The sequence below is a fragment of the Ancylobacter mangrovi genome (assembly GCF_024752335.1).
GTDB classification, from domain to species: domain Bacteria; phylum Pseudomonadota; class Alphaproteobacteria; order Rhizobiales; family Xanthobacteraceae; genus Ancylobacter; species Ancylobacter mangrovi.
On record NZ_JANTHY010000005.1, the window covers coordinates 328,305 to 352,208 of the forward strand.

At 69.3% G+C, this 23,904-nt stretch carries 20 protein-coding genes and 1 tRNA gene; 5 read left to right on the top strand and 16 right to left on the bottom strand.

Going from position 1 to position 23,904, the window contains the following annotated elements; translation table 11 throughout:
* Nucleotides 1-492: 492 nt before the first annotated feature.
* Both NVS83_RS14950 and NVS83_RS14955 read right to left on the bottom strand, forming a co-directional pair.
* Nucleotides 493-580 (bottom strand) — tRNA-Ser (locus NVS83_RS14950).
* A 195-nt stretch (nt 581-775) separates the two neighbouring features.
* On the bottom strand, nt 776-1,456 hold the full coding sequence (locus NVS83_RS14955; RefSeq protein ID WP_258740026.1) for a GntR family transcriptional regulator: 681 nt from the start codon (nt 1,454-1,456) through the stop codon (nt 776-778).
* 190 nt (nt 1,457-1,646) lie between these two features.
* On the opposite strand from NVS83_RS14955, the gene tcuA reads away from it, so the two are divergent.
* From tcuA to NVS83_RS14975, 4 genes are all read left to right on the top strand, one after another.
* Nucleotides 1,647-3,068: an FAD-dependent tricarballylate dehydrogenase TcuA gene (tcuA, locus tag NVS83_RS14960; RefSeq protein WP_258740027.1), complete on the top strand. Its 1,422-nt coding sequence runs from the start codon at nt 1,647-1,649 to the stop codon at nt 3,066-3,068.
* Between the two features lie 4 nt (nt 3,069-3,072).
* A complete protein-coding gene (gene tcuB, locus NVS83_RS14965; RefSeq protein WP_309486206.1) occupies nt 3,073-4,188 on the top strand; it encodes a tricarballylate utilization 4Fe-4S protein TcuB in 1,116 nt (371 codons plus the stop codon).
* Nucleotides 4,189-4,523: 335 nt separating this feature from the next.
* Nucleotides 4,524-5,429: an amidohydrolase family protein gene (locus NVS83_RS14970; protein WP_258740124.1), complete on the top strand. Its 906-nt coding sequence runs from the start codon at nt 4,524-4,526 to the stop codon at nt 5,427-5,429.
* A gap of 27 nt (nt 5,430-5,456) precedes the next feature.
* On the top strand, nt 5,457-6,566 hold the full coding sequence (locus NVS83_RS14975; RefSeq protein ID WP_258740029.1) for an Ldh family oxidoreductase: 1,110 nt from the start codon (nt 5,457-5,459) through the stop codon (nt 6,564-6,566).
* Nucleotides 6,567-6,591: 25 nt separating this feature from the next.
* Here the strand turns inward: NVS83_RS14975 and NVS83_RS14980 are convergent, their stop codons facing one another.
* The 11 genes from NVS83_RS14980 to NVS83_RS15030 all read right to left on the bottom strand — a co-directional run bounded on the left by NVS83_RS14980 (nt 6,592) and on the right by NVS83_RS15030 (nt 19,310).
* Nucleotides 6,592-7,833, bottom strand: coding sequence for a CaiB/BaiF CoA transferase family protein (locus NVS83_RS14980; protein ID WP_258740030.1), 1,242 nt, complete (start codon nt 7,831-7,833; stop codon nt 6,592-6,594).
* The gene (locus NVS83_RS14985; RefSeq protein ID WP_258740031.1) at nt 7,833-8,999 is read right to left on the bottom strand and encodes an acyl-CoA dehydrogenase family protein; all 1,167 of its coding nucleotides are present in this window, start codon (nt 8,997-8,999) and stop codon (nt 7,833-7,835) included. The genes NVS83_RS14980 and NVS83_RS14985 overlap by 1 nt, the downstream gene beginning before the upstream one ends.
* A gap of 103 nt (nt 9,000-9,102) precedes the next feature.
* Complete coding sequence (locus NVS83_RS14990) at nt 9,103-10,710, bottom strand: thiamine pyrophosphate-binding protein (RefSeq protein WP_258740032.1); 1,608 nt, start codon at nt 10,708-10,710, stop codon at nt 9,103-9,105.
* A gap of 91 nt (nt 10,711-10,801) precedes the next feature.
* The gene (locus NVS83_RS14995) at nt 10,802-12,241 is read right to left on the bottom strand and encodes an aldehyde dehydrogenase family protein (RefSeq protein WP_258740033.1); all 1,440 of its coding nucleotides are present in this window, start codon (nt 12,239-12,241) and stop codon (nt 10,802-10,804) included.
* A 43-nt stretch (nt 12,242-12,284) separates the two neighbouring features.
* The gene (locus NVS83_RS15000; RefSeq protein WP_258740034.1) at nt 12,285-13,271 is read right to left on the bottom strand and encodes a 2-hydroxyacid dehydrogenase; all 987 of its coding nucleotides are present in this window, start codon (nt 13,269-13,271) and stop codon (nt 12,285-12,287) included.
* Nucleotides 13,272-13,465: 194 nt separating this feature from the next.
* On the bottom strand, nt 13,466-14,383 hold the full coding sequence (locus NVS83_RS15005) for a hydroxymethylglutaryl-CoA lyase (RefSeq protein ID WP_258740035.1): 918 nt from the start codon (nt 14,381-14,383) through the stop codon (nt 13,466-13,468).
* Nucleotides 14,384-14,385: 2 nt separating this feature from the next.
* On the bottom strand, nt 14,386-15,177 hold the full coding sequence (locus tag NVS83_RS15010; RefSeq protein ID WP_258740036.1) for an enoyl-CoA hydratase-related protein: 792 nt from the start codon (nt 15,175-15,177) through the stop codon (nt 14,386-14,388).
* Between the two features lie 66 nt (nt 15,178-15,243).
* Nucleotides 15,244-16,743, bottom strand: coding sequence for a tripartite tricarboxylate transporter permease (locus NVS83_RS15015; RefSeq protein ID WP_258733706.1), 1,500 nt, complete (start codon nt 16,741-16,743; stop codon nt 15,244-15,246).
* Between the two features lie 9 nt (nt 16,744-16,752).
* Nucleotides 16,753-17,214: a tripartite tricarboxylate transporter TctB family protein gene (locus NVS83_RS15020; protein ID WP_258740037.1), complete on the bottom strand. Its 462-nt coding sequence runs from the start codon at nt 17,212-17,214 to the stop codon at nt 16,753-16,755.
* Between the two features lie 75 nt (nt 17,215-17,289).
* Nucleotides 17,290-18,162, bottom strand: a complete 873-nt coding sequence (locus tag NVS83_RS15025; RefSeq protein ID WP_258740038.1) for a Bug family tripartite tricarboxylate transporter substrate binding protein — start codon at nt 18,160-18,162, stop codon at nt 17,290-17,292.
* Between the two features lie 254 nt (nt 18,163-18,416).
* Nucleotides 18,417-19,310, bottom strand: a complete 894-nt coding sequence (locus tag NVS83_RS15030; RefSeq protein ID WP_258740039.1) for a LysR family transcriptional regulator — start codon at nt 19,308-19,310, stop codon at nt 18,417-18,419.
* 185 nt (nt 19,311-19,495) lie between these two features.
* Between NVS83_RS15030 and NVS83_RS15035 the strand changes: the two genes are divergently transcribed.
* Complete coding sequence (locus NVS83_RS15035) at nt 19,496-20,017, top strand: TIGR02444 family protein (RefSeq protein WP_258740040.1); 522 nt, start codon at nt 19,496-19,498, stop codon at nt 20,015-20,017.
* On the opposite strand, the gene NVS83_RS15040 is transcribed toward NVS83_RS15035, so the two are convergent.
* Genes NVS83_RS15040 through NVS83_RS15050 form a run of 3 tightly spaced genes read right to left on the bottom strand, consistent with a single transcriptional unit; the run spans nt 20,018 to nt 23,455 of the window.
* Nucleotides 20,018-20,527: a hypothetical protein gene (locus NVS83_RS15040; RefSeq protein ID WP_258740041.1), complete on the bottom strand. Its 510-nt coding sequence runs from the start codon at nt 20,525-20,527 to the stop codon at nt 20,018-20,020.
* Complete coding sequence (locus NVS83_RS15045; protein WP_258740042.1) at nt 20,524-21,060, bottom strand: permease; 537 nt, start codon at nt 21,058-21,060, stop codon at nt 20,524-20,526. The genes NVS83_RS15040 and NVS83_RS15045 overlap by 4 nt, the downstream gene beginning before the upstream one ends.
* A gap of 37 nt (nt 21,061-21,097) precedes the next feature.
* Nucleotides 21,098-23,455 carry a xanthine dehydrogenase family protein molybdopterin-binding subunit gene (locus tag NVS83_RS15050; RefSeq protein WP_258740043.1) on the bottom strand — a complete coding sequence of 786 codons (2,358 nt, stop codon included), beginning with the start codon at nt 23,453-23,455 and terminating at the stop codon, nt 21,098-21,100.
* Between the last annotated feature and the right edge of the window lie 449 nt (nt 23,456-23,904).

Sequence of the window (23,904 nt, forward strand, 5' to 3'; positions counted from 1 at the left end):
CCAGGCGGGGCGTGTCGAACTCGATACCCGCCAACGCCAGCAGCGACCGGCAGGCTAACAACGTAGCCGGATCGTTCGGACGCGGCACGCCGCAGGCGACAATATCGGGTTCAACGCTTAGACAAAGTGTCTGCTTATGGCGCACCTTGATTTCACGCATCATAACAGAACGATATTTTTATTGCCGGTTCATCGCTTTGCCGTACGCTCGATATCATTGAGCAACGATCCTCAATGCGTTCAATGTTTCTGGTGTAGTTGTTCCCGTCGGCTTTCATTCATAATTTGCCTGCAGGCGCATCAGAGCGTCGCGCGTCCGCGGACCAACCTTGCCGTCAACAGGACGGCTAAAATTCGCTAGGCAGCTGGAGTTTTCACTTCTTCAGCCCACGGCCGCGCACTCACCACCGCAATAATGCGGGGTGAAATGGCGGTAAATTGATACGCTCACGTGAAGAGATCAGATAAAATCAACGGCTAACGTAATGACGTTGGCGGAAGCGGTGGGATTCGAACCCACGAACCCTTGCGGGTTGCTGGTTTTCAAGACCAGTGCCTTCAACCACTCGGCCACACTTCCATACCGTGCCGCCGGGATGCCCGTCGGCCCTTCGCGCGCCGAAAGCTGCCTGGCGGGTCGCCGGTAGCCAGGTCCTGACGGAGCACTGACGACCGATGCGCCGGGCGTTGCGCCCGAGTGCCTGCTTTAGTGCTCCCTCGCCGGCCGCGTCAACCGCCCGCGGCTCGCCCCTGCCCTTCCGCCCCAAGCGGCGAGCTAGGCGCCGCCGATCAGCCCCAGCCGGGCGCGGAAGGCGTCCCTTATGTGGGCGCGCGCGGCCTGCTCGGCGCGGTCGGCGTCGCGCGCGGCGATCGCCTGCAGGATCGCGGCGTGTTCCGCCGTCGCCTCGCGCGCGCGGCCGGGGACGGCGAAGGTCGTGGAACCCAGCAGCGCGATCGCGTCGTGCAGCTCGCTCGAGGCGCTGTCGAGATAAGGGTTGCGGGCGGCGCGGTGGATCGCGTCGTGGAACAGCCGGTTCAGCCGCGCCAACTCGCGCTCGTCATCCTGGGGATGAGCGGCGAAGCGCGCCAGCAGGTCCTCCATCGCCGCGAGCTCGGGCGCCGAGGCGTGCTGGGCGGCGAGCCGCGCCGCCGCGCCCTCGATGATCTCGCGCATCACATAGAGGTCGACGATCTCGGTGGCGGAGAGCGAGCGCACCACGAGGCCGCGCCCGCCGACCGGCTCCAGCAGCCGCTTCTCCACCAGCCGGCTGAGCGCCTCGCGCACCGGCGTCCGGCTCACGCCCAGCCGCTCGGCGATGTCCTGCTCGCGCACCCGCTCGCCCGGCTTGAGCTCGCCATTGCGCAGCGCGTCGAGCACGAAGCGGTAGACGAACGTCCCGAGCGGCACCTGGGGCGCGGATGGCGAGGCGGCGGGTGCGGGCTTGCGTGGATCCATCACATCTCGCGTTCCGTTCCGGCGCGGGCGCGACTTTCCCGCGCGCCGTCGCCGCTCCCTTTCATACATCAGCCATGCCCAGGCGAAAGCCGCCGGCCTGTCGATTGGACTCGTTAAAAGACGATTGCACGATTTCGTGCACGTACGTATACAATAACATGCAAATACGACGGGCGAACAGGCGGGAGCTATGGCGGCGAGGGAAAACGGAGCGGAATCGGGGCCCCGCGGCCCCTATGACGTGCTGGTGATCGGGGGCGGCAACGCTGCCCTGTGCGCCGCGATCAGCGCCAGCCGGGACGGCGCCCGGGTGCTGGTGCTGGAGGCCGCGCCGCGCTTCTATCGCGGCGGCAACACGCGCCACACGCGCAACATGCGCTGCGCCCACGACACCGCGACCGAGATCCTCACCGGCCCCTATACCGAGGACGAGTTCTTCGATGACCTGCTGCGCGTGACCGGCGGCCAGACCGACGAGGAACTGGCGCGGCACATGATCCACGAATCCAAGGACATGCTGAACTGGATCGTCGAGCAGGGCGTGCGCTTCCAGCCCTCGCTCGGCGGCACGCTCAGCCTGGGGCGCACCAACTCGTTCTTCCTCGGCGGCGGGCGCTCGATGCTGAACGCGCTCTACCGCACGGCCGAAGGGCTGGGCGTCGAGGTTGCCTACGATTCCGAAGTGGTGGGGCTCGATATCGACGACGGCACCTTCCGAGCCGCCACCGTCCGGCGCGGCGACGCGCTCGTCCGGATCGAGGCGCGCGCGCTGGTGGCGGCCGCCGGCGGCTTCGAGGCCAATATCGACTGGCTGAAGGAAGGCTGGGGCGAGGTCGCCGAGAACTTCCTCATCCGCGGCACGCCCTACAATCGCGGCACGGTGCTGAAGATGCTGATGGCCGCCGGCGTCGAGACCATCGGCGACCCGACCCAGTGCCACGCCGTGGCGATCGACGCGCGCGCGCCGAAATTCGACGGCGGCATCATCACACGGCTCGACTGCGTGGTGTTCGGCATCGTCGTCAACAACAGGTGCGAGCGCTTCTACGACGAGGGCGAGGACATCTGGCCCAAGCGCTACGCCATCTGGGGCCGCCTCGTCGCCGCGCAGCCGGACCAGATCGCCTACATCATCTTCGACGCCCGCTCGCTCGAGCTGTTCATGCCCTCGCTGTTCCCCCCGATCAGCGGCGCCAGCATCGCCGAGCTGGCCGGCAAGCTGGGGCTCGACGCGGAAAAGCTCACCGCGACGGTCGAGGGCTTCAACGCCGCCGTCCAGCCCGGCACGTTCGACGACAAGACGCTCGACGACTGCCGCACCGACGGCCTCTCGCCGCCCAAGACGCATTGGGCGCGGCGGATCGAGACCGCGCCATTCTATGCCTATCCGGTGCGGCCGGGCATCACCTTCACCTATCTCGCCACAAAGATCGACCGCGAGGCGCGGATGCGCATGGCCGACGGGCGCCCGGCGCGGAACATGTTCGCCGCCGGCGAGATCATGGCCGGCAACGTGCTCGGCAGGGGCTATGCCGCCGGCATCGGCATGACGATCGGCAGCGTGTTCGGCCGGATCGCGGGACGGGAGGCCGCCAGCAATGCTCGCCAATGAACGCATCCACGCCACCGACACGCTGGCGGAAGCCGACCGGCTGATGACGGTCTGCAACTCCTGCCGCTATTGCGAGGGGCTGTGCGCGGTGTTCCCGGCCATGGAGATGCGCCGCTCCTTCGCCGATGGCGACCTCAACTACCTCGCCAATCTCTGCCATGGCTGCGGCGCCTGCTACCATGACTGCCAATTCTCGCCGCCGCACGAGTTCGACGTCAACGTGCCGCGCACGCTGGCGGTGGCGCGGGCGGATTCCTACCGCGCCTATGCCTGGCCGCGCGCCTTCGCGCCGCTGTTCGACCGCAACGGGCTCGCCGTCAGCCTGATCGCGGCGCTTGGCGTCGCCGGCTTCATCCTCGCCTTCGCCGCCTGGCACGACCGCGACGTGCTGTTCGGCACCCATCTCGACGCCGGCGCCTTCTATGCGCTGATGCCGCACAACGCGATGGCGCTGCTGTTCGGCGGCGTGTTCCTCTATGCGATGGTCGCCGTCGGCATGGGCCTGCGCGCGTTCTGGAACGACATCGGCGAGCCGGCCGCGACGCTGGTCGCCCCGAAGCCGCTCTGGCAGGCGATCAAGGATGCGGGGCGGCTGCGCTATCTCGACGGCGGCGGCGTGGGCTGCATGAACGAGAGCGACAAGCCGGACGACAATCGCCGCTTCTACCATCACTGCACGTTCTACGGCTTCATGCTGTGCTTCGCGGCGACCTGCGTGGCGACGCTCTACCACTACCTGCTCGGCCGCGAGGCGCCCTACCCGATCTACGACCTGCCGGTTCTGCTCGGCACTGCCGGCGGCGTCGGGCTCTTGATCGGCCCGGCGGGGCTGCTCGCCGCCAAGCTGCGGCGCGAGCGCATCCTGGTCGACGAGGCGCGGCTCGGCATGGACGTCGCCTTCCTCGTCATGCTGTTCCTGACGAGCCTCACCGGGCTCGCCCTGCTCGCCTTCCGCGAGAGTGCGGCCATGGGTCTGCTGCTGGCGGTCCATCTGGGCGTCGTGTTCGCGCTGTTCTTCACAATGCCCTACGGCAAGTTCGTGCACGGCCTCTATCGCTTCGCAGCGCTGGTGCGCTATGCGCGGGAAATGGCGCGCCACGGCGACGACGCGGCCGCCTGACGGCGGGACAGGGACCGTCCCGCCGGCCCTCGCCGCCCTCCCGGACAGCCGGCGATCAGATCGCCCCTGCCCGTCCCGCCGGCCTCATAACCCGCCGTTATGTGCCGGCGGAATAATGTGATTGGTTCTCCCGGCCGGAATGGTCTCTCCTCACGGAAAGACCGGGAGGAACAAATGCCCGCCGAGGCATTCGCTGCCGCGCAAAGCGGGAGCACGCATGGCATCCGGCCGGCCCGGATGATCGGGACGGCCGCGAACGCATCCGCATATATCGTCCGCGCTGCTCGGCGCCCATCGGGCGCGACGGATGGCCCGCGCGCGAGCGGCCAGCCGTGATGCTGTCGGTCCTGCCCGAACTTTCGCCGGCCATACTCGGCGTGCGGCACACGGCGCCCTCCTTCGGCGTGCCCGCCGACGCCTGCGACACCCATGTGCACGTCTTCGCGCCCGGCACGCTCTTTCCGTTCGCAGCCGGGCGGCACTACACCCCGCCGCCTGCCAGCGCCGCCGATCTCGTTGCCCATCAGCGCGCGCTCGGCCTGGAGCGCGTCGTCATCGTGCAGGCGAGCCCTTACGGGACCGACAATGCGTGCCTGCTCGACGCGCTCGCGCAGTTGGGATCGCAGGCGCGCGGCGTCGCTGTCCTGCCGGGCGACGTGGACGAGGAGACGCTGCATGCGCTCCACGACCGGGGTGTGCGCGGCGTCCGGCTGAACATCGCCACTGGCGGCGGGGCCGTCGACCGCGGGGACATCGCCCGCGACCTCACTGCTACCGCCGAGCGCATCGCGCCGATGGGCTGGCACCTGCAGATCTATGCCGCGATGGACCTCCTCGCCGGCCTCGCCGACGAGATCGCCGCCCTTCCGGTGACGACCGCGCTGGACCATTTCGCCCGACCGAGGCTGGACGACGCCGGCTTCGCCCACGATGCCCGCCGCATCCTGCGGCTGCTGGAGCGCGGTACGGCCTACGTCAAGCTTTCCGCCCCGCGCCGGCTGGCCGATCCCGATTCCCCCGCGCTGGCCCGTTGGGCCCGGGCGCTCATCGGCGCCAATGCCGAACGGGTGCTCTGGGGAAGCGATTGGCCGCACCCGCGCGCCGGGGCCGATGCCGGCAAGATCTTCCATCCCGAGGATGACGGCCTCGCCCTCGACCGCCTGGCGGGCTGGGCGGACGGGGCGACGACCCTGCGCCGCATCCTCGTCGATAACCCGGCGCGGCTGTACGGCTTCACCTGATCGCGCCCCGCGCCAACGGAGACTCCCATGTTGCACTCGCCGCCGGACGCCGGCTCGACCTCGGCCAGGATGTATGCCCGGGCGCGGGACGCTGAGGCCTTCGCTACCCGCGTGGTCGCGGCCAACGGCCTTCCCGAGGCCGACGCCGCCATCGTCGCCCGCTGCCTGGTGCGGGCGGACCTGCGCGGGGTCGACACGCACGGGCTGCAATATCTCTCGCACTATCTCAAGCGGGTGCGCTCCGGCCTCATCAACCCGCGGCCGGCGCTCGCGCTCGAGAAGGCGACGCCGGTCGCTGCCGCGCTGGACGGGCAGAACGCCTTCGGCTTCGTCACCTCGACCTTCGCGATGGACGGCGCCATCGGCATGGCGCGCGAGTTCGGCATCGGGCTGGTCGCGGCCCGCAACAGCACGCATTTCGGCATGGCCGCCAACTACGTGCTGCAGGCGGTGGAGGCCGGCTACATCGCGCTCGTCGCCACCAACGCCTCGCGCGCCATGCCGCCCTGGGGCGGGCGTGCGGCGCTGTTCGGCACCAGCCCGTTCGCGGCGGGCGCGCCGGGCGGCAGCGAAATCCCCTATGTGCTCGACATGTCGCCGGCGGTCGCCGCGCGCGGCAAGATCCGCAAGGCCGCCCGCCACGGGCAGGAGATCCCGCTCGGCTATGCGCTCGACAAGGAGGGCCGGCCGACCACAGATCCCAACGCCGCGCTGGACGGCGGCGTCGTGCTGCCGATCGGCGGGCCAAAGGGCTCGGCGATCTCGATGCTGATGGACATTCTCGGCGGAGTGTTCTCGGGCGCCGCCTTCGCCGGCGCCGTCGCCAACCAGTTCGAGGATTTCGAGCGGCCGCAGAATGTCGGCCATTTCTTCCTCGCGATCCGGCCGGGGCTGTTCGTCACCGAGGAGGCGTTCCGCGCCCGCATGGACGAGCTGGTGCGCACCGTGCACGGGGCGCCGCTCGCGGAAGGGTTCGACGAGATCCTGATGCCGGGAGAGCTCGAGGGCCGGCTCGAAGCCGAGCGCCTGGCACACGGCGTGCCATACAGCGCCACCGATCTGGCGCGCATCCAGGCCGAGGCCGCCGCGGTCGGGCTCGCGCCGCTCGAGGTGCAAGAGACGCCGTTCGAGGAGTGAGCGTTCCGGCGCGGCGGCGCGCCTCTCAGATGACGCCGTCGCGCCGCAGGGCCTCGACCTCGTCCGGATCGAGCCCGAAGCGGTCGACGAGGACGGCCTCGTTCTGCTCGCCGAGCCGGCTGCTGGGAACCAGCGGCATGGGCGGCACGTCCTCGAAGCGGATCGGGCTGTTCTGCACCACGATGCGCCCGAACTGGGGATGGTCGATCCGTTGCAGGCTGCCGCGCGCGTGCATGTGCGGATCGTTCACCACCTCGTCGAGCCCGCGCACCGGCGCGTGCGGCACGCGGTGGGCGAGGAACAGCGTCACCAGCTCGCCCTTCGTCCGCTCACGGGTCCAGTCGCCGACCAGCCGGTCGATCTCCTCCATATGGGCGACGCGCGACTTCAGGTCGGCGAAGCGCGGGTCGTCGCGCAGCTCCTCGCAATCCATCGCTTTCAAAAGCGCATGGAAGTGCCTGTTGTTGTTGCAGATAATGGCGATAAATCCATCCTTGGCGGGATAGACGTTGTAGGGTGATTCCGCGAGACCGCCATGGCGATTGCCGGTCCGCGTCGGCGCCTTGCCGCCATTGCCGTGATATAGCGCGAGATTGGAGCTCAGCGAGGCGTAGACCGCCTCCTGCATCGACACCTCCACCAGGCGCCCTTTGCCGGTGCGCTCGCGCTCGTACAGCGCGGTGGCGATGCCGGCATAGAGGTGGATGCCGGCGAAGAAATCGCACAGCGCCGGCCCGGACTTCACCGGCGGGCTGTCCGGGAAGCCGGTGATGCTCATGATCCCCGACATCGCCTGCACGGTGATGTCCATCGCCGGATAGTCGCGATACGGGCCGGACCGGCCATAGCCGGTGCTCGACGCGTAGATCAGGCGGGGATTGACCGCCCGCAGCTCGGCCGGGCCGAGGCCGAGGCGCTCGGTGACGCCGGGCGCGAAGTTCTCCACCAGCACATCGGCCCCGCGCGCCATGCGCAACAGCAGCTCCCGCCCCCGGTCGGACTTCAGGTCGAGGCTGAGCGACTTCTTGTTGCCGTTGAGCATGGCGAAGGGCAGCGCGGCACCGCCGATGCCGGCGCGCACCCGCAAATGCTCGCCCGTGCCCGGCGGCTCGATCTTGATGACCTCCGCCCCCGCCATCGCCATCAGGAAGGTGGCGTAGGGGCCGGCATAGATGTGCGACAGGTCGAGCACCGTGACGCCGGCCAGCGGATAGGCCGGGGCAGCGGCCTGTGCCGAGGCCTCCGCGGGCGAGGACGCGTCCGCCATCAGAACGTCCCCAGCGCCGCGAAGCCGTGGACCTCGTCGAAATCGGCGATGATCTTCTTGCCGACAAGGTCCTTCAGCGTCTCCGTCGTGCCCCCGCCGAGCGTGCCGTAGCGCGCGCCCCGATAGAGGCGCGAGACCGGATATTCATCAGTGAAGCCGTAGCCGCCATGGATCTGGATCGCCTCGCTGGTGACCCGGTTCGACATCTCGTTGCAGTACATCTTGGCGAGCGCGGCCATGTAGGGATCGGGGAACGGGTCGGCGGAGGCGCAGGCCCGGTAGAGCATGCCGCGCCCGACCTCGATGTCCCGGTACATCTCCGCCAGCTTCCAGCGCATGCCCTGGAAATCGCCGATCGGCTTGCCGAAGGCGCTGCGTGAACGCAGATACTTCACCGATTCCTCGAACGCGCCTTCGGCGAGGCCGAGCGAGATGCTGGGATTGAGGCAGCGCTGGGTGTTGAAGGCCGAGAGCAGCCTGCGGAACCCGTCCTCGCGGATGACGACGTTCTCCAGTGGCAGCTCGCAATCGTTGAACTGCACCTCGGCGAGGTTCTCGCCGCCCATGGTGTGGTAGCGCGCGGTCACCTCCAGCCCCGGCGTGCCGCGCTCGATCAGCACGCAGCCGATCCCCTCGCGCCCGGGCCGCCCGTCTATGCGCGAGAACACGACGAAGGCGGCCGCCTCGTCGACGCGGCTGATCAGCGTCTTCACGCCGCGCAGCACCACGCGGTCGCCGGAGATGGTGACATTGGTCCGGTAGTTCGCCACGTCCGTGCCCGCATGCGGCTCGGTCATGCAGATGGCGAGGATCGCGTCGCCGCTGCACACGGCCGGCAGCAGGCGCTGCTTGAAATGCTCGGGCGCGTAGGTGGCGATGATGCGGGTCTGGGTGCCCACCTCGCCCAGCACCGCCATCGCCGTGACGTAGCAACCCTTGGCGATCTCCTCGAGCACCAGCGCGGTGTCGAGCACCGGCAGACCCATGCCGCCATATTCCTCCGGCACCGCCATGCCGAGCACGCCGAGCTCGGCCAGCCGGTGGATGTTCTCCCAGGGAAAGGTGCCGTCCATGTAGCGCTGCGCGCGCGGCTTGAACTCGGCCTGCGTCACCTCGCGGATCGTCTGCACGATCGCCCGCTGCTCGTCAGTCAGATTGAAGTCCATCGTCGATTGTCCTCCCGCCCCTCCGGCCTGAAGGCGATGCCGGCCACGGCGATCCGCGGCCGGCATCGGGCAAGGCTCGTCTTCCGTCGCGCGGCCGGCGGGATCAGAGCTCGCGCAGGGCGTTGAACTGGTCGACATAGCCGGAGCCGTCGATCCGCACGCCGATCACCGTCGTCCGGCCGGAGCGCAGCGCGGCGCCGATCGCGTCCTGCAGGCCGTTCTCGGTGTCGACCGTGGTGCCGTCGGCCCCGAAGCCCTGCGCGATTTTCTCCCAGTCGCAGCCGCCGATGCCGACGCCGTGCCGGGGGATGCCCTTGATCTCCTGCTTGACCCGGATCAGACCGATCTCCCGGTCGTCGAACACGATGACGATGATGGGAAGGTTCTCGCGCACCGAGGTCTGGAGGTCCGCGACCGCCATCAGGAAGCCGCCGTCGCCGGTGAACGCCACCACCGGACGGTCGGGGTAGGCGAGCCGCGCGCCGAGCGCGCCGGGCACGGCGTATCCCATCGAGCCGAGGCCGTTGGAGGTGAGGAATTCGCGCGGCCCGTAGGACTGCCATTTCTGCACCACCAAGAGGCGGCTCGCGCCGGCGTCGCAGGTGGCGACGGTCTCGCGCGGCAGCACGGCGCGCGCCAGCTCCACCGTGCGCTGCGGCGACAGGCCGGTGCTCGGCGTGTTCAGCGCGTTGGCGACGTCAGTACGGAAGATGGAGGCAGCCTTCTCGCCCCAGTTGCCGCCGCTCGACAGCGCCGCGACCTTGCCCAGCAGCGTCTTCAGATTGCCGAGCACCTCGATCTGCGCCGGCACCAGCGCGTCGAGCGAGGGCGTCGAGGACAGCGCCACGACCGGGATCGTGTAGGGCCAGGCCTTGGGCTGCAGCTCGACCGCGTCCAGCCCGACCGCGATGATGAGGTCCGACTCCATGACGAGCTGGCGCTCGATCAGGCCGCCGATGATGCAGCCCGCGCGTAGCGGATGGTCCTCGGGTATCGCGCCCTTGCACTTCGAGGTGACGAGCACCGGCGCGCCCAGCGCCTCGGCGAGGCGCACCAGCTCTGCCGACGCCTTGTCCCAGAACACGCCGAGGCCGGCGAGCAGCACAGGCTTCCTTGCCGCGCCGATGCGGTCCATCAACGGCTGGAGCGCCTTGGTGTCGGGCTCCGGGCTGAGCAGGTTGGGCGAGAGCGGCGGCTCGGCGACCAGTTCGGTCGCGTCCTTCATGGTCTCGCTCTGCGGGATGTCGAACTGCACCGGCCCCGGCGCGGGCGCCGTCGCGGTGCGGATGGCCCGGCGCAACTGCTGGCGGATGGTGCGGGCGTCGACCGTCGTGCCCCATTTCACCAGCGGCGCGTAGAGCGCGAGCTGGTCGATGCGCTGGCGCAGCCCCACCTCCTGCGCCGGCTGCGAATAGCGATCGGTCAGCACGATCAGCGGCGCGCGGTCGAGCGCGGCATAGGCGACGCCGTTGACCATGTTGGCCGCGCCCGGGCCGCGGGTGGACAGGCACACGCCCGGCGAGCCGGTGATCTCGCCCCAGGTGGAGGCCAGCATGGCGCCGGCGGTCTCCTGCTTCATCAGGATGAAGCGCATGTCGCGCTGGCGCGCGGCCTCCATCAGCTCGACCGATTCACCTCCGGGATGGCCGACGAGAAACGGCGTTCCTGCCTCCTTGAAGGCATCGGCCATCACTTCCACCGTTGTCGCCATGCGTCAGTTCTCCCATTCGATGCCGCGCTTACGCGGCTGTTCTGATTGCGGACGTCCGGCCGGGCGAGGGCCGGTCACGCGGCGTTCGAGGTCATCCCACGTGCCAGTAGAGGCCCTTGGGCTCCATGTAGGTGCGCATCCCGGTCCGCCCCTTCTCGCGGCCGAGGCCGCTCTGCTTGAAGCCGCCGAAGGGGGTCGAGATGGAGGTTTCCTTGTAGGTGTTGATCCACACCGTGCCGGCGCGGATCGCCCGAGCGACCCGCCACGCCTTGGCGAAGTCCCGGGTCCAGATGCCGGCGGCGAGGCCGAACTCGGTGTCGTTGGCCTGCGCCACCAGATCCGCCTCGTCCCGGAACGGGAGGACGACCGCGACCGGGCCGAAGATCTCCTGCTGGGCGACGCGCGCCTCGTTGTCGAGGCCGGCGATCACCGTGGCGGGGTAGTAGGCGCCGGCGCCGAGAGCGCCTTCGGTCGGGATCGCCCCGCCGGTCAGGACCTTGCCGCCCTCGGCGCGCGCGGCCTCGACGGCGCGGGCGACATGGTCGCGGTGCTGGAAGCTCACCATCGGCCCGAGCGTGGCGGCCGCATCCTCCGGCGGGCCCATGCGATAGGCCTGCGTGCTGGCGCAGATGGCCTCGAGGAAGGCGTCGTGGATCGACGCCTCGACGAAGATGCGCGAGCCGGCGACGCAGGACTGCCCGCCGCCGGAGAAGATGCCGGAGGCGACGGTGGTGCGCGCCCGCTCGAGATCGGCATCGGCGAAGACGACGTGAGGCGACTTGCCGCCGAGCTCCAGCACCACCGGCCGCAGCCGCGCGCCGCAGGCCTTTGCGATCGCCCGGCCGGACGCGGTGCCGCCGGTGAAGCTCACCATGTCGATGTCCGGGTGGTCGACCAGCGCCCGGCCGACATCGGCGGCACCCGTCACGACGTTGACCACGCCGGCCGGCAGCCCGGCCTCGATCGCCAGCCGCGCATATTCGAGCGCGACGCGCGGCGTCACTTCGGAAGGCTTCAGCACCACGGTGTTGCCGGCGGCGAGGATGGGCGCGAGCTTCTGCGCCTCCAGCGTCAGCGGCGAGTTCCACGGCGTGATCGCCGCCACCACGCCGACCGGCTCGTAGACCGTCATGGTCACGCTCGGGCCGCGCTGGGTGTTCACCTCGCTCTCGAAGGTCTCGCAGACGGCGCCGTAATAGCGGAACGTCGCCGCCGCGCTCGCGGCCTGGCTGCGGCACTCGGCGAAGGTCTTGCCGTTGTCCTCCATCTGCACCCGGGCGAGCTCGTCGAGGCGCCCGCCCATCAGTTCGGCGATGCGGAAGAGATAGGCCGCGCGCTCGTGGCACTTCAGCCCACTCCAGGCGGGATCGGCGAGCGCCACCCGGGCGGCGGCGACCGCGTCGTCGACATCCGCCGCGCCCGCGCCGCCGATGCGCGCGACCTCCCGGCCGGTGCTCGGATCGATGGAGGAGAAGGCCTCGCCCGCGCCGGTGCGCCAGCCATTGGCGATCATGAAGGGGTGGATGGTCATGCTTACCTCCTGCCGCGTGAGTTGATGGCGTCCCGCAGCGGGCTCAGGCGGCCGTCCGGGGCGGCAGGGGAACGAGGTCCTCTTCCGGCAGGTTCTGGCCGTGCAGGAACCGGCGGGCATTGCCGATCGCCCGGGCGAGGACGGGCGCGAAATTGTCGACCGTCCCTCCCGCGACGTGCGGCGTCACCACCGTCTGGTCGAGCGTGAGCAGCGGGTTGCCGACCGGCGGCTCGGCCTCGAAGGCGTCGAGCCCGGCGGCGTAGACCCGCCCTTCGACCAGCGCCTCGTGGAGCGCCTTCTCGTCGACCAGCCCGCCCCGCGCGCAATTGATGAGGATCGCGCCCGGCTTCAGACTGGCGATGCGGGCCGCGTCGAACAGCTTCGCCGTGTCCCTGGTCAGCGGCAGGTGCAGCGAGAGGATGTCCGCGCGAGCCGTGATTTCGTCCAGCGAGGCATAGGCGACGCCCAGTTCGCGCTCGACACCGAGGTCGGCGCGCAGCGGGTCGTAATAGAGCAGTTCCGCCCCGAAGCCGGAGAGCAGCCGAGCGACCGCCTTGCCGATGGCGCCGAAGCCGACGATGCCCACGGTCCTGCCGTGGATCTGCCGGCTGTTGCCGCGCGCTGCCTCCTTGTCCCAGCCGCCGGCGCGGGTCTGGCGGTCGAGATAGGGCAGGCGCCGGCAGGCGGCGAGCATGAGCAGCAGCGTGTGCTCGGCGACGGGGATCGAATTGCCCGCCTGCAGCCGCGCCACGGTGATGTCGTGCGCGGCGCAGAAGTCGAGATCGATACGGTCGACGCCGGCGCCGAGCTTCTGGATGAAGCGCAGCTTCGGCGCTTCGCGCAGCAGCGACGCGGGCATGGGCGCGGCCATGACGAAGGCGATGTCGGCCCTGCCGAGCGCCCTCGCCTTCTCTTCCGCGCTCTGATCGGCGGCAATACTCAGCGACCAGTCGTCAGGAATGCCGGAAGCAATCATCTCCAGGATCTTGGGATGGAAAGGATCAATGATCCCAACGACAAGATTTGCCATGAAACGCTGCGCCGTCACTTCGTTCGGTGGGCGCAAAGATGAGACTGAAGGTGATAACGGTCCAATCAGTATGTCGCAGGGGAACATCAACCACGCTTATGGGGAGGCGCCGCCAGGCGCCAGTTCCCGCCGCCGCCTCGCTGGCAGGCGGCGGTGTGAACGCACTCGATAAGGAGAATAAGGGTAGCGCCGCTCTAGCCGCCGCTCGTCGGCGTCGCATCCGCGCGGGCCGTCATCGCCCGATAGACGGCGGAGGCCGGCTCGCGGCCGAGCCGGGCATGGACGAAGCGCACCGCTTCGATCAGCTTGGGAAGCGCGACGCCGGTGCGCACGCCCATGCCGTCCAACATATAGACCACGGCCTCGGTCGCGACATTGCCGCTGGCGCCGCGGGCATAGGGGCAGCCGCCGAGACCGCCAGCGGAAGCGTCAACCACCGACACGCCCTCCTGCAGCGCGCCGTAGATGTTCGCCAGCGCCTGGCCGTAAGTGTCATGGAAATGGACCGCCAGCGCCCCGACGGGCACCTCGCCGGCGACCTCGCGCACCAGTGTGCGTGCCTGCATCGGCGTGCCAACGCCGATCGTGTCGCCAAGCGAGATTTCGTAGCAGCCCTGCCGGTGCAGGCGGGCGGCCAGGCGCACCACCGCGGCGGACGGCACGCGCCCTTCATAGGGGCAGCCGAGCACGCAGGAGATATAGCCGCGCACGGCGAGCCCCGCTTCGAGCGCCCGCTCGATCACCGAGGCGTAGCGCTCCAGCGAGTCGTTGATCGAACAGTTGAGGTTGCGGAGCGAGAACGCTTCCGACGCCGCGACGAAGACCGCGACCTCGCGCGCGCCGGCGGCGATGGCCGCCTCCAGTCCCGTCAGGTTCGGCACCAGCACCGGCAGGCGCGCGCCGACCCCCGCGAGCCGACGCAGCACCTCGTCGGTGCCCTGCATCTGCGGCACCCACCGGGGCGACACGAAGCTGCCCGCCTCGACGGTAGCGAGCCCGGCGTCGAGCAGCTTTTCGATGAACGCCACCCGGTCCTGCACCGCCAGATGCGCGGCCTCGTTCTGCAGCCCGTCGCGCGGGCCGACCTCGACGATGCGCACGCTGTCCGCCACGCTTAGCCCTCCCGGCGCCAACTGGCCGGCCGCCGCTCGAAGAAGGCGGCAATACCCTCGGCCGCCTCCGGCCCTTCGCGGATGGTGGCGATCCATTCGGCCGTCAGGGCGAGAAGGGCCTCGTCGCGCGGATGGTCCTTCACCGCCGCGACCAGCCGCTTCGCCTGCGCGCGGGCGCCGGGTGCCGCCGCGGTCAGAAGCGCGACGATCTCCTCGCCGCGCGATGCGAGCCTCTCGCCGGCGACGACCTCGTGGACGAGGCCGATGCGCGCCGCTTCGGCGGCGGAGAAGGTCTCGGCGGTCTGGAACAGGCGGCGTGCCTGCCGGCTGCCGATCGCGTCGATGACATAGGGGCTTATGACCGCCGGTATCAGCCCCAGACGCGCCTCTGTGAGGCCGAAGCGCGCCTCCTCGGCGGCGATGGCGATGTCGCAGCAGGCCACCAGCCCGAAGCCGCCGCCATAGGCCGCGCCATGGACGAGAGCGAGGCTGGTCTTGCGCAGGCCGTCCAGCGTCGCCATCAGCCGGGCGAGCGCCTGCGCGTCGGCAATGTTGCCGGCGCGGTCGCGCGTCGCCGCCTCGCGCATCCAGCCGAGATCGGCGCCGGCGCAGAAGCTTCGGCCCTCCCCGTCCAGAACGACGACGCTCACGCCGTCGTCGGCATCGAGCTCGGCGAGCACGCGCGTCAGGCGCTCGATCATCTCCGCGTCGAAGGCGTTGTGCCGCTCCGGCCGCGCCAGCGTGACCCGGGCGACGCCCGTGCCCGGGCGGGAGACGCGCACGCTCTCAGCCATGGCCGCGCCGACGCTCCGCTCCGACGGTGGGGATTGGCCCGACGACGGCCCCTGCCCCGCGCCCGCTCATTCCTCGAACGCCTCCTGTCGCCGGCTGCGGATGGCCGGGATCGCCACCATGATCAGCAATATGGCGGTGATCGCCAGCAGCACGGCGGAGATCGGCCGGGTCACGAAGACCGAGAAGTCGCCCTTGGAGAGAACCAGCGCGCGCCGGAAATTCTCCTCGATCATCGGGCCGAGGACGAAGCCGAGCATGAGCGGCGCCGGCTCGCAGTGGAGCTTGTGCAGCACATAGCCGAACAGCCCGAAGCCGGCGGCGAGATAGATGTCGAAGATCGAGTTCTGCACCGAATAGACGCCGATGCAGCAGAACAGGATGATCGCCGGGAAAAGCACCCGGAACGGCACGCTGAGCAGCTTCACCCAGATGCCGACCAGCGGCAGGTTGAGGATGACCAGCATCAGGTTGCCGATCCACATCGACGCGATCAGCCCCCAGAACAGCGTCGGATTGGTCGTCATCACCTGCGGGCCGGGCTGGATGTTGTGCACGATCATCGCGCCGAGCATCAGCGCCATGGTCGCGCTGCCGGGAATGCCGAGCGTGAGCGTGGGAATGAAGGCGGTCTGTGCGGCCGCGTTGTTGGCCGCCTCCGGCCCGGCGACGCCCTGGATCGCGCCCTTGCCGAAGCGCTCGGGCGTGCGCGAGGTCTTCTTCTCCAGGCTGTAGGCGAAGAAGGAGGCGAGCGAGAGACCCGCCCCGGGCAGGACGCCGACCAGCGAGCCGATGGCGCTGCCGCGCAGCACGGCGGGGGCCATGTCCTTGAAGTCCTGCCAGCTCGGCCAGAGCCGGGTGATCGGACTGCTGAGCGCGTCGCGTATCTCCTTGCGTTCCAGCGAGGTGATAACCTCGCCGAAGGCGAAGATGCCGACCGCGATGACGACGAAGTCGATGCCGTCCCAGAGCTGCGGCAGCCCGAAGGTGTAGCGCATCGCGCCGGAGGCGACGTCGGTGCCGACCAGCCCCAGCAGCAGGCCGAGCACGATCATGCCGATCGACTTGATCAGCGGCCCCGATGCGAGCGACACGGCGCCGACGAGGCCCATCGCCATCAGCGAGAAATACTCGGCCGGGCCGAAGCTGAAGGCGAGCTGCGTCAGCGGCGCGGCGAAGGCGGCGAGGATGAAGGTGCCGACGCAGCCGGCGAAGAACGAGCCGAGCGCCGCGGTGGCGAGCGCCACCCCCGCCCGCCCCTGCCGCGCCATCTGGTGGCCGTCGATCACCGTCACCACAGACGAGGTTTCGCCCGGCAGGTTCACCAGAATGGCGGTGGTGGAGCCGCCATAGGCCGCCCCGTAATAGATGCCGGCCAGCATGATCAGCGCCTCGAGCGGGTCGAGGCCGAAGGTGAAGGGCAGCAGCATCGAGATCGTCGCCAGCGGGCCGAGGCCCGGAAGCACGCCGATCAGGGTGCCGAGCACCGATCCCAGGAACGCATAGAACAGGTTGTTGAAGCTCAGAGCGGTCGAGAAGCCCAGAGCCAGATGGTCGAGCAGTTCCATGGCGGGTTCCTAGAAGGTCGCGAAGGGCGGCCAGATCGTGAACTGCAGATCCAGCAGCCACACGAACAGCGCCAGCGTGAGCGCGAGCAGCACGGCGGCCGTCGCCAGCGCCACGCGCCAGGAGAAGTCGGGCCCCGCGAAGCTCACCCCGATGACGAGGAACAGCACGGAGACGATCAGTCCGGCATGGGGAAGCAGGAAGCCGAAGGCGACCACGCAGGCGAGCACGGTGAAGAGCCCGCGCATCGACCAGCGTTCCATCGGCTCGGCGGCGACGCGGGAGCGGACGGCGTTGAAGATGACGACCGCGCCGATGACCGTGAGGATCACCCCCAGCCAGAACGGGAAATAGCCGGGGCCCATGCGCGCGGCCGTCCCCATGCGATAGCCCGAGGCCCCGATCGTGAACGCCAGTCCGAGCACGACGTAAAGCAGGCCCGCCCCGACATCCCTGTGGTTGACGGTCTTCATGCGATTGCTCATTCCCGTGGGATACCGAGGATCGATCCGGCAGCGGCGCGCCGCGGCCCCGCTGCCGGCTAAGGACTACTCGATCTTGATGCCCGCCTTGTCGGCCACTTCCGGCCACTTCTTGAGCTGGGCGGAGATCAGGTCGGAGAATTCCTGGACCGACATCGGCGTCGGGCGGCCGGCGTCGCGGGCGAGGAACTCCTTGGTCGCCTCGGTCGACATCACCTTGTTGATGTCGGCGTTGAGCTTCTCCACGACGTCCATCGGCGTGCCGGCGGGCGCCATGATGCCCCACCATTGCTGCACGTCGACGCCGGGAATGCCGGCCTCGTCGGTGGTGGGGATGTCGGGAACCACCGTGGCGCGCTCCTTGCCCGTGACGACGAGGCCGCGAAGCTGGCCGCCCCGGATCAGCGGCAACGCCTGCGTCATGCTGCTCATGAACATGTCGGAATGGCCGCCGATCACCGCGGTCATCGCCTCGGAGCCGCCCTTGTAGTGGACCGGCGTCAGGGTGATGCCGGCGCTCTGGGCGAACAGCTCGGCGCCGAACTGGTTGACGGTGCCAAGGCCGGAATCGGCATAGTTGAGCTCCTGCTTCTTCGCCGTCGCCACCAGCTCCTGCACCGTCTTGGCCTCGAGCGCCTTGCCGACCACGAGCACGAGCGGCACCTGCCCGAGCATCGCGACCGGCTGGAAGTCCTTGCGCGGGTCGAAGGGCAGGTTCGGCTGTACGGCCGGGTTCATGGTGAAGGTGACGGAGGCGATCAGCAGCGTGTAGCCGTCCGGCGCCGCCTTCGACACATGCGCCGAGCCGATGGCCGCGCCGGCTCCCGGCATGTTGTTGACGACGACCGGCTGGCCCCAGATCTTGCTCAGCCCGTCGCCCAGATGGCGCGCGAGGATGTCATTCGAACCGCCGGCCGCGAAGGGGACGATCAGCGTCACGGGCTTGTCTGGAAACTCTGCATGCGCTGCCGCCGAAAATAACAAGGCGGCCGCCGCCGCGATCGCGCTGCGCAGGTACCTCATGGGCTTTTCCTCCAGGCTTTATCTCTTTTGATTTTGCGGGTGCCGTCCCGTCGTTTTCGAACGCTTCTCCGTGGCAGGATGGGTCGAGGCTACCTCGCTGGACGGGCATCAAAGGCGATGCCCCCGATGGTGTCGAATAAAAAAAGGGCCGCCCGCCATAAACAGATCTTCTATATCTCGCCGTCGCGTATAACTTTTCGCAAATGGTCGACGAAGTCGTTGACGATGATCGAGCGCGGCGCGTCCTTGGGCTGGATGATCAGCGTCTTGGCCTCGATCCGCGGGCGCAGCTTACGCACGACCACTCCCGGGATACCCATGGAATCGACGAGCTGGGGATCGACGATGGCGACCCCCGCCCCGAACCGCGCCAACATGATGCCGGTCAGCGCGATGCTGACCTGGATGGCGATGACCGGGGCGATCCCGGCCTGGCTGAAGGCGCGGTCGACGAAGGGGCGGAACACGATCTGCGGCTGGTAGGTGATGATCGGATAGGGCTCGAGTTCGGCGACGTTGATCTCGTCGCGCTCGACCAGCGGGTGGTCGTCGGGCATGACGCAGGCGAGGCTCCAGCTCATCAGCTCCTGCGTGTCGACGGCGCTGCTGACGATCGGCTCATGGGCCAGCCCCATCTCGACCTCGCGGTTGATCACCCGGTCGAGCACCTGCGGCGAGGTGAGCGACTGCAGCGTGCAGCGCACATGCGGGCGCTCCACCAGGAACGAGGCCATCGCCTTGGCGAGATAGCCATTAGCGATCGGAAACGCCGCCGCCACCGACAGCGTGCCGAGCCGGCCGCCCACAAGGTCCTGCGCCAGGCGGCCTACCGCATGGACCCGGCCGAAGATCGCGGCGACGTCGGGAAAGATGGCGTGCGCCTCCTCGGTCGGCTGCAGCCGCCCGCCGCACCGCAGGAACAGCTTCATGTTGAGCCGGCTTTCCGCATGCTTGAGCACGGCGCTGATGGCGGGCTGGGTCACGTTGAGCAGCCGCGCCGCCCCCGTGACGGAACCCGTTACCATTATGGCATGAAAGACCTCCATATGACGAAGCGTCATCATGGCAGCGTTTCCTCCTCGACTCCCCGGCGGGGATAATTTTGTTTTATGTCTTGAGGCTAAACCTAGCGCCGAAAGTGATGACGGGTAAGAGCGGGCCTGCGCGTGGCATCGCGGGGGCTCTCCCGCTATGGTCGCCGCCGACCGGATCGCCCTCACCCTGGAATCGCCTCACCCCGGAGATGCCCGTGACCGATGCTGCTCCCCTCGTCCTCGATGGCCGCCTTTGGCGCTATGCGCTCGCCTTCTACGCCGCGCCGGGCGCTTCCGCCGCCTGCCTGCGGCTGCAGGACGAGGCCGGGGTCGACGTAGTCGAGCTGATCTTCGCGCTCTATGCCAGCCGCGTGCTGGGCCTGCCAGTCGACCGCGCCCTGCTGGAAGCGGCGCGGGACGACCTCGGGGTGTGGCGGCAGGACACGGTGCTGCCGCTGCGCGCGATCCGCCGCCGCCTCAAGCCGGGGCGCACCGACTGCCCGGACGCGACCAAGGAAGAACTGCGCCGCCTCGTTCAGCAGGCCGAGCTCAAGGCCGAGCAGATCCAGCTCGCCCTGCTTGAGCGGTGGGCGCAGGCGCGGCCTGGGGCCGGCGGGCCGGCCTCTTCCGCGATGGACGCGGTAGCCGAGGTGCTGGCGCTGTCGAACGCCACGCCCGAGGGCGCGCTTGCCGATGCCGTCGGCACGGTGATCGCGGCGGCCGGGGCGGCCACCTAGCTAGCCGGTCCAGAGTCCAAAGAGGGCGATCAGCATCCAGGCCAGCGCGCCGGCGAGCGGGGGCAGGTACCACGAGGCGGACAGGCGCGTGAGTACGAAGCGCGAGCCCATGAGCGGCAGTTCGTAGGACAGGATGCGATGCACCGCGAAGATCGACCACGACGCCAGGAACGCGATGATCTGCGGCCGCCCTGCCCCCATCTGCCAGACCGTCAGCGCGAGCGGGAAGGTCACCATCGGCCCGCCGGGCACGAAGGCGCCGAAGGCGGAGGCGAGGAGGATGCCCTTCCAGCCGCTGCCCTCGCCGATCACCGGGCCGATAGCCTCGGTCGGAACGAAGTGCTCGATGCTGGAGGCGACGTAGAGCGCCATCGGGATGCGCACGGCGAGGCTTCCGCCCTGCCGGCCGACCTGCGCCAGCGCGCCCTTCAGCCGCCCTGGCTGGCGGACCAGAACGGCGATGAAGGTGCCCGTCGCGAGGCACGCCATGATGATGAGGCCGATATTCACTCCGCCTCCTCCTCGCGGCGCATGCGGAAGAACTCCAGCCGCGAGGCGAGGAACTGCGCGCCCAGCCCGGCGAGGATCGGCAGCGGAAGGCTGCTGACGAGGCGCAGCAGCCCGAACTCGACGCCCATGAACGGGATCTCCCACACCAGCAGCCGGTTGACGCCGATGGCGGCCCAGGCGACGAGGAAGGCGGTGAGCGCCCCGACATCCGCTCCCGCCTGGTAGAGGGCGAAGACCAGCGGGAAGGAGGCGAACGGCCCGCCCGGCATGAGGGCGCCGACCAGGGTGGCGATGACGAGCCCGCGCAGCCCGGCTTCGGCGCCGAGCCATCGGGCCACGCGCTCGCGCGATACCAGTATGCTGCTGAAGGCGGCGATCAGCAGGCCGAACACCAGCTCCGGCGCCACCTGAAGCGCTTCCTCGGCGGCAAAGCCCGCGCTCTGCAAAGCGAGGGGCATGCCACCCTTCCACCAGTTGGCGAAGGCCGCCACGACCGCAAATCCGACGAACATCAGCGAGGTGCGGCTCAGCACGGGCACGGCTCCGGTGGAGACGAAAGGCGGCGCGCGCTCACGCCGCGTCGGGCTTGCGTTCGGCGAGGCGCGACAGCGCCAGATGCAGCCGCTGCGGCGTCACTGGAAGCTGGGTCACGGTCCCGGGCATGCCGAGCGCATCGTCGATGGCGCCGGCGATGACGGCGCCGACGGCATTGATGCCCCCCTCGCCCGCCCCTTTGATGCCGAGCGGGTTGCGCGGGCTCGGCGCCTCCTCGGTGATGAGGCATTCGATCGGCGGCGTTTCGCTGGCGGTCGGCATCAGATAGTCGGCGAAGGTGATCGCCAGCGGATCGCCGGTCTCGTTATAGGTGAACTCCTCCAGCAGCGCGCCGCCCAGCCCCTGCATGCAGGCGCCGACGAGTTGCCCGCGCACCAGCCGCGGATTGAGCGAGCGGCCGACGTCATAGGCGATGAGGAACTGCTCCACCGTCACCTGGCAGGTCTCGCGATCGACGCGGACCTGGGCGAAATGGGCGCCATAGGGAAAGACGGTGTGGTCGGTGTTGAACCAGCCCTCGGCGGTGAGCCCGGGCGAACGGCCGTCCAGCAGCGGCGCGCCGGGCGCCAGCTTGCCGGCGAGCTCGGCCAGTGTCATCACCGGCTCGTCCGGCGCGCTCAGCCGCACCACCGCGCCGCCCTTCAGGGATAGCTGGTCGGCCGGCGTCTGCAGCAGCTCGGAGGCGAACATCAGCGCGCGTTCGCGCAGGTTCATCGAGGCGACGTGCACCGCGTTGCCGGTGAGCACGCTGGCCCGCGCGGCGTGGGCGCCGATGCCGTGGGCGATGCGGTTGGTCTGGCCGTGGATGACGCGGATCATCTTGTAGTCGACGCCGATCGCCTCGGCGCAGATCTGCGCCATCACGGTCTCGAAGCCCTGCCCGACCGAGGCGCCGCCGGTCAACACCTCGACCCGGCCCGCGGTGTCGACGGTGATGCGCGCGCCGTCCGACGGGCCGCGCCCGCTCTCCTCGACGAACACGCCGACGCCGAGGCCGACGCATTCGCCGGCGGCACGGCGCCTCTCGACCTCGCGCCGGCGCCCCTCCCAGTCGAAGGCGGCCAGCCCCTTCTCGAACAGCGCGGGATAGTCGCCCGAATCGAGCGCCAGTTCCTCGACGCCGGGCTGATCGAAATGGATGGTGTGCGGCATCATCTCGCCCGGGATGATGTTGCGCCGGCGCAGCTCCACCCGGTCCATGCCGAGCTTCGCGGCGATGGCGTCCATCATCCGCTCGCGCACGAAGGTGCCCTCATAGCGGCCCGGCGCGCGATAGGTCGCCGCCGGCGTCTTGTTGGTCAGGCGGAAATGGCCGACCGAGCGATAGGCGCCGATGAGATAGGGCCCGGTAAGCATGCTCATGGTGCGCGCCACCACGCGGGCGCCATGGGTGCGCACATAGGCGCCCTGGTCGTGGAAGAACTCGTTGTCGAGCCCCAGCAGCCGGCCGTCCTTCGACACCGCGGCCCGCACCAGGTGGTGCTGGTTGCGCGAGTGGTTGGCGGCCATCAGGTGCTCGCGCCGGTCCTCGATCCACTTGACGGGACGGCGCAGGCGCTGGGCGGCGAGCAGCACCAGCACGTCCTCGGGGTAGAGCTCGCCGCGAATGCCGAAGCCGCCGCCGACATGGCCCTCGAACAGGTGGATCGAATCCGGCGGCCGGCCGAGCATGCGCACCAGCGTGTCGCGGTTGCGGTGCGGCACCTTGGCCGCGCCGTGCAGCTCGAGAATGTCGCGCGCGGCGTCATAGCGCCCGATCGCGCCGCGCGTCTCCATCGGCACGCCGGAATGCCGGCCGACCATCAGGTCCAGCTCGACGATGTGGTCGGCAGCGGCGAAGGCGGCGTCGATGTCGCCATAGGAATGGCGGATGACGGTCGGCTCGGTGTCGTGGCCGGCCGAGAATTCGCTCGGTGCCGCGCTCGGGTCGAGCACCGGCGGCAGCGGCTCGATGTCGGCGAGGATCATCTCGGCGGCATCCTCGGCCACATAGGGATCGGTCGCGAACACGGCGGCGACCGGGTCGCCGACATAGCGCACCTTGTCTTTCGCCAGCACATATTGGCGATAGGGCTTCAGCACGGCGGCGGAGGGGTCGCGGAAGTCGATCGGTGGCAGGTCGGCGATGTCGGCCTGGGTCCAGATCGCAACCACGCCGGGCAGCGCGCGCGCGGCGGACAGGTCGATGCCGCGCAGGTGCCCGTGCGCGTAGGCCGAGCGCACGATCCGCATGTGGAGCTGGTTCGGGAAGGAGATATCGCCCGCATAGGCGCCACGGCCCATCACCAGGGGACGATCCTCGAGGCGGTCGACCGCATGGCCGAGGATGTCACGATCTTCGGCGCGCGGCGGAACGGGATAATCGTGGCTCATGAAGGTCCTGTCGGATGCGGGGCGGTCCCTGGCGGCCGCGCCAGCCTTGTCGGCACGATCCAGCAGCCATGAAACCGAGTCTGCGTGCAAAAATCAACACTAATACCAAATATGGCACTACTCATCCGACCAACATCGCTTAAGCCGCTCCCGCAGCGCACCCGCGAACCCTTGTGCCGGCAAAGGTGAGGTGGATTCCGCCCCTATCGTCCGCTCCTTCGCCTCCAGCCGGGCCCGCCTCGTCCGCACTCAAGCCACAATCCAGTTTCCGCGCTAGCTCCGCCGATAATTTCCAAAATTCGTACTTGTCCTAATTTTGGTTGACTTGATCCCGGCGCTGCGTTCGGATTGAGGCCGGCAGGCTCGTCCAACGAGGCATGCCGGCGTCGCAGCGGCGCCAGGTTGCCTGCCCTGTTCAAACCAGAAGGGAACTCAAGCGCATGCGGAAA

What these genes read in the sequence shown, in the direction of transcription:
- NVS83_RS14955 (WP_258740026.1), bottom strand. Translation starts at nt 1,456, where the DNA reads ATGGATCCACGCAAGCCCGCACCCGCCGCCTCGCCATCCGCGCCCCAG.
- tcuA (WP_258740027.1), top strand. Translation starts at nt 1,647, where the DNA reads ATGGCGGCGAGGGAAAACGGAGCGGAATCGGGGCCCCGCGGCCCCTAT.
- NVS83_RS14970 (WP_258740124.1), top strand. Translation starts at nt 4,524, where the DNA reads ATGCTGTCGGTCCTGCCCGAACTTTCGCCGGCCATACTCGGCGTGCGG.
- NVS83_RS14975 (WP_258740029.1), top strand. Translation starts at nt 5,457, where the DNA reads ATGTTGCACTCGCCGCCGGACGCCGGCTCGACCTCGGCCAGGATGTAT.
- NVS83_RS14980 (WP_258740030.1), bottom strand. Translation starts at nt 7,833, where the DNA reads ATGGCGGACGCGTCCTCGCCCGCGGAGGCCTCGGCACAGGCCGCTGCC.
- NVS83_RS14985 (WP_258740031.1), bottom strand. Translation starts at nt 8,999, where the DNA reads ATGGACTTCAATCTGACTGACGAGCAGCGGGCGATCGTGCAGACGATC.
- NVS83_RS14990 (WP_258740032.1), bottom strand. Translation starts at nt 10,710, where the DNA reads ATGGCGACAACGGTGGAAGTGATGGCCGATGCCTTCAAGGAGGCAGGA.
- NVS83_RS14995 (WP_258740033.1), bottom strand. Translation starts at nt 12,241, where the DNA reads ATGACCATCCACCCCTTCATGATCGCCAATGGCTGGCGCACCGGCGCG.
- NVS83_RS15000 (WP_258740034.1), bottom strand. Translation starts at nt 13,271, where the DNA reads ATGGCAAATCTTGTCGTTGGGATCATTGATCCTTTCCATCCCAAGATC.
- NVS83_RS15010 (WP_258740036.1), bottom strand. Translation starts at nt 15,177, where the DNA reads ATGGCTGAGAGCGTGCGCGTCTCCCGCCCGGGCACGGGCGTCGCCCGG.
- NVS83_RS15015 (WP_258733706.1), bottom strand. Translation starts at nt 16,743, where the DNA reads ATGGAACTGCTCGACCATCTGGCTCTGGGCTTCTCGACCGCTCTGAGC.
- NVS83_RS15020 (WP_258740037.1), bottom strand. Translation starts at nt 17,214, where the DNA reads ATGAAGACCGTCAACCACAGGGATGTCGGGGCGGGCCTGCTTTACGTC.
- NVS83_RS15030 (WP_258740039.1), bottom strand. Translation starts at nt 19,310, where the DNA reads ATGATGACGCTTCGTCATATGGAGGTCTTTCATGCCATAATGGTAACG.
- NVS83_RS15050 (WP_258740043.1), bottom strand. Translation starts at nt 23,455, where the DNA reads ATGAGCCACGATTATCCCGTTCCGCCGCGCGCCGAAGATCGTGACATC.